This is a genomic window from Pseudomonas sp. NPDC087029, assembly GCF_044745345.1.
Lineage (GTDB): Bacteria > Pseudomonadota > Gammaproteobacteria > Pseudomonadales > Pseudomonadaceae > Aquipseudomonas > Aquipseudomonas faucium.
The window spans coordinates 1-14,377 of sequence record NZ_JBIVAB010000014.1; the positions used below are offsets into that span (position 1 = coordinate 1).

The window sequence follows — 14,377 nt, forward strand, 5'->3', positions numbered from 1 at the left end:
ACAAGGCTGGCAACCATGGCCTATCAGGCATAGGCACGTTGCAACAAATGTAGGAGCGGATTTATCCGCGATGCGCCGCGCGGGCGGCGCGCGATGGTCGCCCTCACACAACTCCCAAGCCAGCCCCCCATACACCAACAAAAATCCACACGCCCCGCTCCCATGCTCGGCTAGGATGTCTGGCCGACCCGATGGAACCTGCTCTTCATGCACCGTCCCACGCTCAAACCAAACCAGTTGCGCCCCCCTGCCGAGCCACCTAAGGGGGTACTGCGTGCACGCCTGCTCGACCAACTGGCCACCTCGCTGGGCGCGGGCGGCGTCGTGCTGCTGCAAGCGCCGCTGGGCTACGGCAAGAGCACCCTGCTGGGCCAGTTCGCCCGCCGCCAGGCCGAGCCCTGGGCATGGCTGCGCCTGACCCGCGCCGAGAACCAGCCCCTGGCGCTGCTGCTGCACCTGCACGCGGCCTTGCAACTGCCCGCCGAGCAGCGCGACACGCAGCCGGCCGACGCGCTGTGGAGCCTGATCCTGGCCGACCTGGAAGCCCGCCAAGCCCCCCTGACGCTGCTGCTCGACGACCTGCACCTGCTCACCGCCGCCCCCGCCTGGCACTACCTCGACACGCTGCTGCACCACCCGCCAGCGGCGCTGCGCCTGGTCGCCGCCAGCGAAGGCCCGCCCTCCCTGCCGCTGGCGCACCTGCGCCGTGACGGCCGGCTGAGCGTGCTGGGCGCCCGTGAACTGGCCCTGGACAGCGAAGAGACGCAGCAGCTGGCGCTGGCCCGCGAGGCCCACTTGGGCAGCGATGCGCTGTACCAGCTGCGCGCCGGCAGCGAAGGCTGGCCCAGTGGCGTGCTGTTCTGGCTCGAGGCCTACCGCGAGGCCCTGCTCGGCACCGGCCAGGCGCCCGCCGACCTGCGCCCGATCACCCGCCAGGCCTACGCCCATGCCCGGCAGTTTCTCGAAGAAGAGTGCCTGCAGCGCTTGCCGACGCCCTTGCGCGCGTTCCTCGAACACACCGCCGTGGCCCAGGTCTTCGATGCTGGCCTTGCCCGCGAGCTGGCCGCCAAGGCCGATGTGCCCGCCGCACTGCGCCAGCTGCAGCGCCTGGACCTGATCATCGAGGTGCCCCAGGGCAGCCACGCCGAATACCGCTATCACCCGGCCCTGCGCAACGGCCTCTACCAGCGCCTGGAGCAACGCGACCCGCAGCAGCTGCGCCAGCTGCATCGCCAGGCCGCCGACTGGCTGCTGGGCCAGCGCCGCTACACCGAGGCCATCTACCAGTTCGGCCGCGCCCGCGACCTGGATGCGGTGCTGAGCATCGTCGACCGGCACGGCTTCGAGCTGCTGCGCGAAGGCAAGGTCAACACCCTGGTCGATGTGCTCGACGAGGTTGCCGGCCACACCGGCAACGACAGCTTCACCCTGGCGGTGACCGAAGCCTCCACAGTGATGGTCACCAACGACATGGCCCAGGCCTGCCAGTGCCTGCGCCAGCTCTACGCCCTGCAGCGCCGCCAGGCGGTGCCGCGCCACCCCGAGCGGGTGCAGCAGACGGTGATGTTCCTGCGCAGCCGCCTGGCCTACCTGGGCGGCAACCTGGGCCACGCCCTGGCCCTGGCGGCGCGGGCACTGCAGGCCTTCCCCCAGCACAACGCGGCGCGCTCGGTGCTGTATTTCGACCGCGCCAACTGCCTGGCCGCGCTCGGCCAGCTGCCGCAGGCCCACGCCGAAGCCAGCCGCGCCCTGCGCGAGCTGCAGGGCTTTGGCCTGAGCGGCTACACCAACCTGCTGCACCTGCTGCTGGCCCAGATCGAACTGGCCCAGGGCGCCAACGACGCCGCCTGGGAGCGCCTGCAAGGCATGGCCGAGGTGCCCGCCACCGGCAGCTCGGGGCGCTTCTATGAACTGTTCCGCCACCTGGGCAAGGGCCTGGCACTGCTGCAGGCCAACCGCCTGACCCCGGCGCGCCACGCCCTGGCCCAGGCCGAGGTGCTGGCCCTGGGCTTCCCCCACAGCGCCGCGCTGCCCTGGGTGTTCCACCACCAGGCGTGCCTGCACTGGGCGCTGGGCGAAACCGCCCAGGCCAAGGCACGCTGGATGGAGGTGCGCCGGCTCGCCCGGCAATACCGCCTGTTCACCCTCTACCGCCAGGCCGGCGCCTGGCTGGCGCGCCTGGCCCTGCGCGACAACGACCAGGACTACCTGCCCGACTGGCTCGACCAATGGCACTGGTGCCGGCGCCAGTATGGCGAGCAGCTGCTGCCCGAAGAATGGCTGGCCTATGCCTGGGTGCAGCGCCACCTTGGCCAGCGCGACAAGGCCCGGCAGATCCAGCAGGCGTTGCAGGCCCAGGCCCAGGCGCAAGGCAACCACCGCCTGCTGCTCGACGCCCTGCTGCTCGCAGCAGCCCTGCAGCAGGACCAGGACGACGCCCTGCAGAGCCTCGAACAGGCGCTGCAACTGGCCTGCGCACAAGGCTTGGGGCAGCTGCTGCAGTACGAGGGCGATGCAAGCCTGGAGGCCCTGCGCCAACTGCTGCTGCCCGCGGTGCGCGAGCGCCTGGGCCTTGCCGCCCCTGCGCCCTCGCACCAGCAGCTCGATGCGCTGTTCCGCCCGCTGCTGGCCAGCCGGGAAAACGCCGAAGGCGCGCTGCTGGTGCCGCTCTCGCGCCGCGAGCTCGAGGTATTGCAGCGCATGGCCCGCGGGCAGAACAACGGGCAGATCGCCGAGGCCATGTTCATCAGCCTGAGCACGGTCAAGACCCACATCAACAACCTGTTTCGCAAGCTCGACGTGGCCGACCGCGACAGCGCCCTGTGCGCGGCGCGCGAACTGCAACTGCTGAGCTGACCTCCACCTGGGCCCGGCGCCGAATCCACCCGCCATTCCACCCCCTGGGTGGACGCGGCGCCGAGGCCTGCCTGCTACAACATGCCGAGTCCACCCAGCCAGGAGTTCGGCATGCCCAGCTACACCGCCCCATTGCGCGATATCACCTTCGTTGCCCAGGAGCTGCTCGACCTGAGCCGCCACTACCAACAACTGTCTGGCTGTGAAGCCCCGGACGAAGCGACCTTCGCCGCCATCGTCGAGGAAGGTGCCAAGTTCGCCGAACAGGAGCTGGCCCCGCTCAACGCGGTGGGCGACCAGCACGGCTGCCAGTGGCAGGACGGCAAGGTCACCACCCCGCCCGGCTTCGCCGCGGCCTACAAGCGCTTCGCCGACAACGGCTGGCTGGGCCTGGACAAGGCCCCGGCCTTCGGCGGCCAGGGCCTGCCGCCGTCGCTGGGCTTCGTCAACTACGAGATGGTGTGCAGCGCCAACCATGCCTGGGGCATGTACGGCAACCTCGCCGGCGGCGCCATCAGCACCCTCAGCGAACATGCCGACCCGGCCCTGCAGGCGCGTTTGCTGCCGGCAATGATCGCCGGGCGCTGGGGCGGCACCATGTGCCTCACCGAAGCCCACTGCGGCTCGGACCTCGGCCTGCTGCGCACCAGCGCCAAGCCCCAGGCCGACGGCAGCTACCAGGTCAGCGGCAGCAAGATGTTCATTTCTGCCGGTGAACACGACATGACCGAGAACATCATCCACCTGGTGCTGGCCCGTATCGAAGGCGCACCGGCCGGGGTCAAGGGCATTTCGCTGTTCGCCGTGCCGAAGATCCAGGTCGATGCCCAGGGCCAGCTCGGCGCCCCCAACGGCGTGAGCTGCGGCTCGATCGAGCACAAGATGGGCATCCACGGCAACGCCACCTGCGTGCTCAACTTCGACGGCGCCACCGGCTACCTGCTGGGCGAGGCCAACCGCGGCCTGAACGCCATGTTCACCTACATCAACGAGTCGCGCCTGGCGGTGTCGCAACAGGCCCAGGCCCACGCCGAGGCGTCGTACCAGGGCGCCCTGGCCTATGCCCGGGAACGTGTGCAGATGCGCGCCACGCCGCGCCTGCGCGAGGGCCAGCCGGCCGACCCGATCATCGGCCACGCCGATGTGCGGCGCATGCTGCTGACCCAGAAGGCCTACGCCGAGGGCGGGCGCATGCTCGCCTACACCTGCGCCAAGGGCGTCGACCAACTGCACCACGGCGCCAGCGCCGGCGTGCGCGAGGCCGCGGCGCGCCGCCTGGCGCTGCTCACGCCGATTGCCAAGGGCTTTCTCACCGAAACCGGCAACGAGGCCGCGCAACTGGGTATCCAGGTGTTCGGTGGCCACGGCTACATCCGCGAGTGGGGCATGGAGCAGATCGCTCGCGATGTGCGCATCACCGCGATCTACGAAGGCACCAACACCATCCAGGGCCTCGACCTGCTGACCCGCAAGGTACTGGCCGATGGCGGCGAGGCCCTGGCCGAACTGCTGGGCGAGATCGAAGACTTCATCCAGAGCTGCACGGCCCCGGCCCACCTGGCCCAGGCGCTGCTCAAGCAAGTGATCGCCTGGCGCGAACTCAGCGCCTGGCTGCGCGAGGCCAGCGCCAGCGACGCCAACCTGATCGGCGCCAGCGCCTTCGACTACCTGATGCTCAGCGGCTACACCCTGGTCGGCTACCTGTGGCTGCGCGCCGCCTGCACGGCCGAACGCGCCCTGGCCGCCGGCAGCGACGAGGTGGCGTTCTACCAGGGCAAGCGCGAAACCGCGCGCTTCTACCTGCAGCGCCTGCTGCCGCGCGCCAGCCTGCATGAAACGCTGATCCGCAGTGGCAGCGACAACCTGATGGACATCAGCGAGGCCGCCTTCGCCCGCTGATACCACCGAGCTGGTTTCCGCTGCCTGTTCCCTCCGGGCAGCGGACTTTTCGGGTGGCGGCCCGCGCTACGGGCCGCCACCTGGTTTTTTCATTCGTCTTAGCCAAGGCGAGGTTTGCAACGCCTCCCCCGGCCAATAACAACAAGGTTCCCTCCCATGCAGCTGATCGACTATCGCCGCGACCACCAACTGGCCTTGATCGGCCTGCGCCATGCGCCGGTCAACGCCCTTGGCCACGCCCTGCGCCAGGCGCTGATGCAGGCCTGCAGCCAGGCCGCCGCCGACCCTGAGGTACAGGCCATCATCCTGCACGGCCAGCAACTGCCGTTCAGCGCCGGCGCCGACATCAGCGAATTCGGCAGCCCCAAGACCTGGGAGGAGCCGGCACTGCCGCACCTGCTCGATGCCCTGACCCGCATCGGCAAACCCCTGATTGCCGCCATCGACGGCGTGGCCCTGGGCGGCGGCCTGGAGCTGGCCCTGGCCTGCAGCCATCGGGTGGCCAGCGCCAATGCCCGCCTGGGCCTGCCCGAAGTGCGCCTGGGCCTGCTGCCCGGCGCCGGTGGCACCCAGCGCCTGCCGCGCCTGATCGGCGTGGCCCCGGCCCTGGACATGATGCTTGGCGGCGACCCGATCGACGCCCGCCAGGGCCTTGCCCTGGGCCTGGTCGACCGCCTCGCCGAACCCGGCCAGGGCGTGCTCGAAGCCGCCTGCGCCTTCGCCCGCGAGCAACTGGCCGCCCCTGCCGCGCCAAGCCCGGCCAGCCCCTCTTTGAGCGACGCGCTGGCAGGCGACCTGTTCACCAGCCGCGAAGCGCAACTGGCCGCCCGCAAACCCGGCCAGCACGCCCCGCTGCGCGTACTCGCCGCGGTACGCGCTGCCTGCGAGCTGCCACTGGCCGAGGGCCTGGCCCGCGAGCAGGCGCTGTTTCGCGAAGCCCTGCAAGACCCACAGGCCACCGCCCTGCGCCACCAGTTCTTCGCCGAACGCGAAGCGCTGCGGGTGCCGGGCATCGACGCCAGCACGGCGCTGCGCAACATTGCCCAGGTGGCGGTGATCGGCGCCGGCACCATGGGCGCCGGTATCGCCATGAACTTCATCAATGCCGGAATCCCGGTGCGCCTGCTGGAGCTCAAGCCCGAAGCCCTGGACCGGGGCCTTGCGCAAATCCGCAAGAACTATGAGAGCAGCATCCAGCGCGGCAAGCTCAGCGCCGAGCAGCTCGAACAACGCATGGGCCTGCTGCAGGGCACCCTGGACTACGCCGACCTGGCCGACGCCGACCTGGTCATCGAGGCGGTGTTCGAAGACCTGTCGATCAAGCAGCAGGTGTTCCGCACCCTCGACCGCGTATGCAAGCCGGGGGCGATCCTGGCCAGCAACACCTCGACCCTGGACGTCGACCGCATCGCCGCCTGCACCCAGCGCCCGCAGGATGTGGTCGGCCTGCACTTCTTCAGCCCGGCCAACGTCATGCGCCTGCTCGAAGTGGTGCGCGGCCGCCTGACCGCGCCGGACGTGCTGGCCACCACGCTGAAGATCGCCAAGCGCATCGGCAAGCTGCCGGTGGTGTCCGGCGTGTGCTTTGGCTTCATCGGCAACCGCATGCTCGAACCCTATGCCCGCGAAGCCCACCGCCTGGTGCTCGAAGGCGCCTCCCCGGCGCAGGTCGACAAGGTGCTCACCGGCCTTGGCCTGGCCATGGGCGTGTTCGCCATGTACGACCTGGCCGGCATCGACGTCGGCTACCTGGTGCGCCAGGCGCGGCGCAGCGAGATCGCCCACGACCCGAGCTACTTCCGCCTGGCCGACGAGCTCTACCGCCTGGGCCGCCACGGCCAGAAGAGCGGGCGCGGGTTCTACCGCTACGAAGGCCGCGAGCGCATCGAAGACCCCGAGGTGGAGCAGATCGCGGCGCAACTGGCGGCCAGCCTGGGCATCACCCGGCGCAGCATCAGCGACGCAGAAATCCACGACCGCTGCCTGTTCATGCTGATCAACGAAGGCCTGCAGCTGCTCGATGAAGGCATCGCCCTGCGCAGCGGCGACATCGACCTGGTGTGGACCAACGGCTACGGCTTCCCGGCCTGGCGCGGCGGCCCCCTGCACTACGCCCGCGAACTGGGCATGGACCGCGTGCTGGCCGGCATCGAGCAGCAACGCCATCAGCTCGGCGCCTATGGCGACATGTGGCTGCAACCTGCCCCGCTGCTGCGCCGCCTGGCCTCCAGCAGCAAGCTGCGCAGCGCAAGCCTCTGACCGGCTCACCTCTGGCCCACAAGGAACCCCGAACATGAAAGAAGCCGTCATCCTTTCCACCGCTCGCACGCCGATCGGCAAGGCCTTTCGCGGTGCGCTGAACAACACCCGCTCGCCAAGCCTGGCGGCGCACGCCATCCAGGCCGCCGTCGCGCGCGCCGGCATCGCGCCCGATGAAATCGAAGACCTGGTGATGGGCACCGCGATGCCCTCCGGCACCGCCGGCTGGAACCTGGGCCGCATGAGTGCGCTGGCCGCCGGCCTGCCGGTGTCGGTCAGCGGCCAGACGCTGGACCGCCAGTGCGCCTCCGGGCTGATGGCGATCGCCACCGCCGCCAAGCAGATCATCGTCGATGGCATGCAGGCGACCATCGGCGCCGGCCAGGAAAACATCAGCGCGGTGCAGGCGCGCAACCTGGAATGGGCGCTGGCCGAGCAGGACAGCCAGGTGATCCAGCGCGTGCCCCACGCCTACATGCCGATGCTGCAGACCGCCGAGCACGTGGCCAGGCGCTACGGCATCAGCCGCGAGGCCCAGGACGCCTACGCCCTGCAGTCGCAGCTGCGCACCGCCGCGGCCCAGCGCGACGGGCTGTTCGACGCCGAGATCGTGCCGCTGACCACCCAGCAGCTGATCAAGGACAAACAGACCGGCGAGGTCAGCTACCGCGAGGTGACCCTGGCGCAGGACGAAGGCAACCGCCCGCAAACCCGCCTGGACGACCTCAGCGGCCTGAAACCGGTGCTCGACGGCGGCTGCATCACCGCCGGCAACGCCAGCCAGCTGTCCGACGGCGCCAGCGCCTGCGTGCTGATGGACGCGCGCCTGGCCGAGCAGCGCAACCTGCAGCCCATCGGCCTGTACCGGGGCATCGCGGTGGCCGGCCTGGCTCCGGAAGAGATGGGCATCGGCCCGGTCTACGCGGTGCCGCGCCTGCTCCGCCAGCATGGCCTGAAGGTGAGCGACATCGGCCTGTGGGAGCTCAACGAAGCCTTCGCCTGCCAGGTGCTGTACTGCCGCGACACGCTGGGCATCGACCCGATGCGCCTGAACGTCAACGGCGGCGCCATCGCCATCGGCCACCCCTACGGCATGAGCGGCGCGCGCATGGTCGGGCATGCCCTGCTCGAAGGCAAACGGCGCGGCGTGCGCTACGTGGTGGTGACCATGTGCGTGGGCGGTGGCATGGGTGCCGCCGGCCTGTTCGAAGTGCTCTGAAACCAAGGACCGATACCATGCATGCAAACACATTTTCCCTGGCCGGCAAGACCGTGTTGGTTACCGGTGCCTCCAGCGGCCTGGGCGCGCATTTCGCCCGCCTGGCCCAGGCCGCCGGCGCCCGCGTGGTGCTGGCGGCGCGCCGTGCCGAGCGCCTGCAGGCGCTGGCCGAAGCGCTGCAGGCCAGCGGCGGTGAAGCCCTGGCCGTGGCCCTGGACGTGACCCGCCGCGACAGTGTCGAACAGGCCTTCGACCAGGCCGAGGCGCGCTTTGGCGTGGTCGACGTGGTCATCAACAATGCCGGCATCGGCGACCCGGGGCGCTTTCTCGAGCTGAGCGAGCAGGCCTGGCAGCGCATGCTCTCGACCAACCTCGACGGCGTGTTCCACGTGGCCCAGTGCGCCAGCCAGCGCCTGGTGAAGGCCGCCAAGCCAGGCAGCATCGTCAATATCGCCTCGATCCTCGGCCTGCGCGTGGGCAGTGGCCTGAGCCACTACTGCACGGCCAAGGCCGCCGTGGTGCAGCTGACCAAGGCCATGGCCCTGGAGCTGGCGCGCTATCAGATCCGCGTCAACGCCATCGCCCCGGGCTACTTCAAGACCGAGATGAACCAGGACTACTTCGACAGCGAAGCCGGCCAGGCCTACATCAAGGGCCAGGTGCCGCTGCGCCGCCTGGGGCAGTTGCACGAACTGGACGGCCCGCTGCTGTTGCTGGCCAGTGATGCCGGTGCATTCATGACCGGCAGCATCGTCGCGGTGGATGGCGGGCATCTGGTAAACCCGCTGTAACGCCTTCGCCTTACCCAAGGAGCCTGTATGTCCGTTGCCGCTTACCTGCCCCGGGTGGTCGCGCTGGTCACCCACCTGCACCGCCCCGCCGCGCCCAGCCGCATGGCGCAACTGATCGAGCAGGTAAGCGCCGATTACCGCCAGCAGGCGCGGATCGAGGTGATCGAAACCACCCTGGCCGACCTGCTGCCGCTGGCGCGCCGGCTCGAGAGCCGCCAGCAGGCCGATGTGATCCTGTGTTCCGGCGCCGCTGCCGACTACCTGCGCCAGCACCTGTGCACCACCGTGCGCACCCTGCACCTGGGCGAGTTCGATTTGATTCGCGCCCTGGTGCAGGCCCGCGACCGGGCCAGCAAGGTCGGCATCCTCAGCTTCGCCCAGCCCTACCCGGAGCTGGCCGCGATGCAGGCGCTGTTCACCCTGCAGATTCGCGAGCACACCTACACCTGCCTTGAGCAGGCGCGCGAGCAGGTCGAGCGCCTGGTCACCGATGGGTTCGAGGTCATCATCGGCTCGCCCACCGTGTGCCAGCTGGCCGACGATGCCGGTGCCCAGGGGGTGCTGGCGCTGGATGCGCAAAGCCTGCGCCACACCTTCGACAGCCTGGTGACCCTGGCCGCCAAGCCGCTTGCAACTCCCTCGCGGCGCCCGCCACGGCGGCCTCGCGAGACCGATGCGCGCCCGTTCAAGGCCCGCCACCATTTCGCCCAGATGCTGGGCGACGCCCCGGCCTTTCGCGCCACCCTGCACCTGGCCCAGCGCTACGCGCAAACCGACGCCACGGTGCTGATCACCGGCGAAAGCGGCACCGGCAAGGAGCTGCTCGCGCAAAGCCTGCACAACCAGAGCGCGCGCCAGCACGCGCCGTTCGTGGCAATCAACTGCGCGGCGCTGCCCGAGTCGCTGCTGGAAAGCGAACTGTTCGGCTACGAAGACGGCGCCTTCACCGGCTCGCGCAAGGGCGGCAAGCCCGGGCTGATCGAGCTGGCGCACGGCGGCACGCTGTTTCTGGACGAGATCGGCGACATGCCGGTGGCGCTGCAAACCCGCCTGCTGCGCGTGCTGCAGGAGCGCGAGGTGCTGCGCCTGGGCGCCTGCGAGCCAACCCCGGTGGACATCCGGGTGATTGCCGCCACCCACTGCGACCTGCCCGCACGCATCGCCGACCAGCGCTTTCGCCAGGACCTGTACTACCGCCTGAACATCCTGCGCCTGGCCGTGCCGCCACTGCGCGAGCGGCTGGCGGACATCGTGCCGCTGTTCAATGCCCTGCTCGCGCGCCACAGCCGCGCCAGTGGCCTGCCACCGGTCAGCGCCGAGCACCTGCAGGCCCTGCCGGCGCTGCTGCTGCGCCATGCCTGGCCGGGCAATATCCGTGAACTGGACAACATCGCTGAACGCGCCGCCCTGTGCCTGGGCACGCTCGCCGAGGGTGTCGAGCTGGCGGCGTTGTTCCCCGAGTTGTACCCGGCCGGCACCCCGCCCGCCCCGCTCGCAGCCCCGGCCGACAACCTGCGCAGCCTGGGCAAGGCCGCCGAAACGGCCCATGCGCGCCAGGTGCTGGAGCATTGCGCTGGCGACATGGAAGAGGCCGCACGCCGCCTGGGCGTCAGCCGCAGCACCGTGTGGCGGCGGGTGCGCAGGCTCGGCTGAGCGGCCCGGTCACAATTACTAAACACAAACGTGACATTTTTTTTCAGCTAGCCGCATTCGCCTAGAAACGATCACGGAGCTGTCAAATGAAGGTTACGGTATTCGGTACCGGCTATGTCGGCCTCACCCAGGCAGTGTGCCTGGCCCAGGTGGGACACTCGGTGCTGTGCATGGATGTCGATGCCGAGCGGGTCGCGGCCCTGGTCCGGGGCCATTGCCCGATCTTCGAGCCGGGCCTGGCGCCGCTGCTGGAAAAGAACCTGGCCTGCGGGCGCCTGCGCTTCACCACCGACCCGGGCCTTGCCAGCAACCACGCCCGCCTGCTGTTCATCGCCGTGGGCACCCCGCCGCAAGCCGATGGCAGCGCCGACCTGAGCCAGGTGTTCGCCGTGGTCGACAACATCCTGGCGCACGCCAGCGAGCCCAAGGTGATCGTCAACAAGTCCACCTCGCCGGTCGGCACGGTGGACCGGATCAAGGCGCGCATCGCCCAGGCCGTGGCCGACGGCGAACGCTTCCAGGTCATCAGCAACCCTGAGTTTCTCAAGGAAGGCACGGCCCTGGATGACTGCATGCGCCCCGAACGCATCATCATCGGCGGCGCCGCGCCGGCTGAAGTGGAGCTGTTGCGCGAGCTGTACCTGCCGTTCAGCCGCAACCGGGAAAAGCTCATGGTGATGGATGCGCGCAGCGCCGAGCTGACCAAGTACGCGGCCAACTGCATGCTGGCGACGAAGATTTCCTTCATCAACGAGATGGCCAACCTGGCCGAGCACCTGGGCGCCGACATCGAGATGGTGCGCCGCGGCATCGGCTCGGACCCGCGCATCGGCTACGACTTCATCTACGCCGGCTGTGGCTTTGGCGGCTCGTGCTTCCCCAAGGACCTGCAGGCCCTGCGCCGCAGCGCCGAGGCCGAAGGCTTCGAGCCGCAGTTGCTGCAGGCGGTGGAAACGGTCAACCAGCGCCAGAAGCAGCGCTTGTTCGACAAGATCCAGCGGCATTACCCCGGCGGCCTGCGGGGCAAGGTGTTCGCCCTGTGGGGCTTGTCGTTCAAGCCCAACACCGATGACATCCGCGAGGCCCCCAGCCGCGTGCTGCTCGAAGCGCTGTGGGCCGCCGGCGCCCGGGTGCAGGCCCACGACCCCCAGGCCATGGACGAGATCCACCGGCATTACGGCCCGCGCCCAGACCTGCAACTGATGGCCGGCAAGGACGAGGCGCTGCACGGCGCCGACGCCCTGGTGATCGCCACCGAGTGGCAGGACTACCGGGTGCTGAACCTTGAGCAGATGCCGCAGCTATTGGCCGACCGCGTGGTGTTCGACGGGCGCAACCTGTTCGAGCCCGAGCACATGGCCGCCGCCGGCCTGACCTACTACGGCATCGGCCGCGGGCAGGTGCCGCCGCGCTGGCTGGCCGCGCAGCATGCCCCGCGCCTTACTGCTCTGCCACTGGCCCGATAGCCGCCGCCTCACCCACCAGCTGGCCTGCCTGGCAGGGCCGGAACAGGTCCAGCTGGTCGCGGTATACCGCAGTCTGCACATCCATCAGGCCAAGCACCGAATGGAACAGGTTGTCGTGGGACAAGCTCGCACCGGTGCGCTGGGCCATGCACGGCTGGGAAATGCCGCGGCTGGCGGCCAACTGCCGGGACAGCCACAGCACCATCGGCACATGGGTCTGCTCCACCGGCGCCATGGCGTAAGGCAGGCCGTGCAGGTACACGCCCTTCTCGCCCAGCGATTCGCCGTGGTCGGAGACGTAGAGCATGGCGCTGTCGTAGTGGCGGTCGTTGCGCTTGAGCAGGTCGATCACCTGGGCCAGCACATGGTCGGTGTAGAGCACGGTGTTGTCGTAGGCGTTGCGGATCGCCTGGTCCTCGCACTGGTCGAGCTGGTTGTCCCGGCACACCGGGGTGAAGCGCTCGAAGGCGGCCGGGTAGCGCTTGTAGTAGGCCGGGCCGTGGCTGCCTTTCATGTGCAGCACCACCACGGTGTTGCCCGTGCCGCTATCGAGGTGGTCCTGCAGGCCGGCGAGCAGCACTTCGTCGAAGCATTCGCCGGTGATGCACAACGCGCCGATGCCGGCGTGGGACATGTCCTGGCTGGGCACGCGGTCGCAGGCGCCCTTGCAGCCGGAGTTGTTGTCGCGCCACAGCACGCCGACACCGGCACGCTGCAGCACATCGAGCAGGCCTTCGCGGTGGCTGCCGTACTGGTCTTTCCACTCCTTGCGGCCCAGGTCCTGGAACATGCAAGGCACCGACACCGCCGTGGCGGTGCCGCAGGAGCTGACCTCGGCGAAGCTCAGCACATCGCGCCGGGCCAGTTCGGGGTTGGTCTGGCGTGGGTAGCCGTTGAGCGAGAAGTTCATCGCCCTGGCCGTCTCGCCCACCACCAGCACCAGCAGCTTGCGCCGCCCATCGGCGCTGGCGTCGACCCGCTGGTGGGCGTCCAGGCCGACCTGGATGAATGCCTTGGGCTTGGCCAGGCTCTGCTTGGCATAGCTGTGCATGGCGCCCAGCACGTTCGAGGGGGTGAGGATCAGGCGCACTTCGCGGTTGTTGCGCAGCAGCGAGGCGTAGGACTGGTACTGGGTCGCCAGGATCACCCCGACCATGGCCAGCACCGCCACCAGGCTGCCCACGCGCCACATGGCCTGGCGGCGCCAGCGCGGGCGCTGCAGCGGCAGGCGGTACAGCACCACGATGGGCAGCAGCGCCGTGGCCAGCAGCCACACCAGCATGCCGCTGCTGAGCAGGTCACGGGCCTCGGCCGGGTCGGTCTGCAGCAGGTTGGCCAGCATCGAGGCGTCGATGACGATGCCGTAACGGGAAATGAAGTAGCTGGCGACCGAGGCCACCACCAGCAGCAACGCCAGCACCGGGCGCAGCAGGCGCCCCCAGCACAGCGCCCAGAGGATGATGAAGTGCCAGGCCAGCACGAACAGCGGCAGGCTGATCAGAAACAGCGGGTTGCCGTTGTCGAAGCCATCGATGGCCCGCCAGACCTTCGACCAGAACACCGCGTTGACCGCCACGGTCATCCACAGCGCCACCAGCAGAATGACCCCCAGGGGGTTGATGCCCTTGCTTTCCCGGCTGAGCGCCTGGGAAGTTACCGCGTCCTTGTTCATTGACCTACCGCTCCACAATCAGGTTGGCAAAACACGTTCTAGTTATGTGTTGGAAACTTGCGATGACGCACGTAGGCATGGCATTTGATGATCAGCACCGCACCCCACGGGATCACCAGGCCGATGGTGACCAGGGCGAGCAGCAAGGTATTGCGCTCGACCAGCCGAAAGAAATCGAATGCCGCGCACAGCAGCACCAGCAGCACCCCCGCCAACGAAACGGAGCCGGGGTTGCCAGGATGCGTGCGCGTGAAGGGATGGTGGCGGATGTAGCCCACCAGCCAGAGAAACACCCAGGTCACGATCGATGCCATGAACAGCATGAGAAACAGCAACCGATAGGCGAACATGGAATCAGGCATGGCCCACCCTCCGCGCACGAGCACGCATGGCCACCCTTTTAAAGGGCCGTGGATGAAATATTTGTTAATAAAGCGTGCTGAAGATATTCAGGGGCAGCCGCACAGGGCCTTGGCGTAACGAGCGCGCAGGGGTATGGAGCAGACATGAGCAGACGTTCCTTGTCCGGTTCGTGAAAGTTGTGAGGCCCGTGACTTTAGCA

General features: G+C 69.0%; 9 protein-coding genes. 7 read left to right on the forward strand and 2 right to left on the reverse strand.

Annotation, left to right across the window (positions count from 1 at the left end):
* The first annotated feature begins 207 nt into the window (after positions 1–207).
* The 7 genes from ACIPG5_RS19935 (at position 208) to ACIPG5_RS19965 (ending at position 12,143) form a co-directional block, all read left to right on the forward strand.
* Positions 208–2,856 (forward strand): LuxR C-terminal-related transcriptional regulator, encoded by a 2,649-nt coding sequence (locus ACIPG5_RS19935; RefSeq protein WP_401377431.1) that lies wholly within the window; start codon positions 208–210, stop codon positions 2,854–2,856.
* A gap of 111 nt (positions 2,857–2,967) precedes the next feature.
* Entirely contained in the window at positions 2,968–4,755 is a 1,788-nt protein-coding gene (locus ACIPG5_RS19940) for an acyl-CoA dehydrogenase C-terminal domain-containing protein (protein ID WP_401377434.1), read from the forward strand.
* A 156-nt stretch (positions 4,756–4,911) separates the two neighbouring features.
* Positions 4,912–7,014, forward strand: coding sequence for a 3-hydroxyacyl-CoA dehydrogenase NAD-binding domain-containing protein (locus ACIPG5_RS19945; RefSeq protein ID WP_401377436.1), 2,103 nt, complete (start codon positions 4,912–4,914; stop codon positions 7,012–7,014).
* 34 nt (positions 7,015–7,048) lie between these two features.
* The gene (locus ACIPG5_RS19950; protein WP_176518127.1) at positions 7,049–8,233 is read left to right on the forward strand and encodes an acetyl-CoA C-acyltransferase; all 1,185 of its coding nucleotides are present in this window, start codon (positions 7,049–7,051) and stop codon (positions 8,231–8,233) included.
* A gap of 17 nt (positions 8,234–8,250) precedes the next feature.
* A complete protein-coding gene (locus ACIPG5_RS19955) occupies positions 8,251–9,024 on the forward strand; it encodes an SDR family NAD(P)-dependent oxidoreductase (protein ID WP_401377440.1) in 774 nt (257 codons plus the stop codon).
* Between the two features lie 27 nt (positions 9,025–9,051).
* Complete coding sequence (gene prpR, locus ACIPG5_RS19960) at positions 9,052–10,677, forward strand: propionate catabolism operon regulatory protein PrpR (protein ID WP_401377443.1); 1,626 nt, start codon at positions 9,052–9,054, stop codon at positions 10,675–10,677.
* 86 nt (positions 10,678–10,763) lie between these two features.
* A complete protein-coding gene (locus ACIPG5_RS19965) occupies positions 10,764–12,143 on the forward strand; it encodes a UDP-glucose dehydrogenase family protein (RefSeq protein WP_401377446.1) in 1,380 nt (459 codons plus the stop codon).
* Here ACIPG5_RS19965 and ACIPG5_RS19970 read toward each other — a convergent pair.
* A complete protein-coding gene (locus ACIPG5_RS19970) occupies positions 12,118–13,815 on the reverse strand; it encodes a phosphoethanolamine transferase (protein WP_401377449.1) in 1,698 nt (565 codons plus the stop codon). The two genes, ACIPG5_RS19965 and ACIPG5_RS19970, sit on opposite strands and share 26 nt — an antisense overlap.
* A 38-nt stretch (positions 13,816–13,853) precedes the next feature.
* A complete protein-coding gene (locus ACIPG5_RS19975) occupies positions 13,854–14,177 on the reverse strand; it encodes a hypothetical protein (protein WP_176513981.1) in 324 nt (107 codons plus the stop codon).
* Between the last annotated feature and the right edge of the window lie 200 nt (positions 14,178–14,377).

Coding starts and splice junctions, on each gene's coding strand:
- ACIPG5_RS19940 (WP_401377434.1), top strand. CDS start 2,968: ATGCCCAGCTACACCGCCCCATTGCGCGATATCACCTTCGTTGCCCAG.
- ACIPG5_RS19970 (WP_401377449.1), bottom strand. CDS start 13,815: ATGAACAAGGACGCGGTAACTTCCCAGGCGCTCAGCCGGGAAAGCAAG.
- ACIPG5_RS19950 (WP_176518127.1), top strand. CDS start 7,049: ATGAAAGAAGCCGTCATCCTTTCCACCGCTCGCACGCCGATCGGCAAG.
- ACIPG5_RS19975 (WP_176513981.1), bottom strand. CDS start 14,177: ATGCCTGATTCCATGTTCGCCTATCGGTTGCTGTTTCTCATGCTGTTC.
- ACIPG5_RS19945 (WP_401377436.1), top strand. CDS start 4,912: ATGCAGCTGATCGACTATCGCCGCGACCACCAACTGGCCTTGATCGGC.
- ACIPG5_RS19965 (WP_401377446.1), top strand. CDS start 10,764: ATGAAGGTTACGGTATTCGGTACCGGCTATGTCGGCCTCACCCAGGCA.
- ACIPG5_RS19955 (WP_401377440.1), top strand. CDS start 8,251: ATGCATGCAAACACATTTTCCCTGGCCGGCAAGACCGTGTTGGTTACC.
- ACIPG5_RS19935 (WP_401377431.1), top strand. CDS start 208: ATGCACCGTCCCACGCTCAAACCAAACCAGTTGCGCCCCCCTGCCGAG.
- prpR (WP_401377443.1), top strand. CDS start 9,052: ATGTCCGTTGCCGCTTACCTGCCCCGGGTGGTCGCGCTGGTCACCCAC.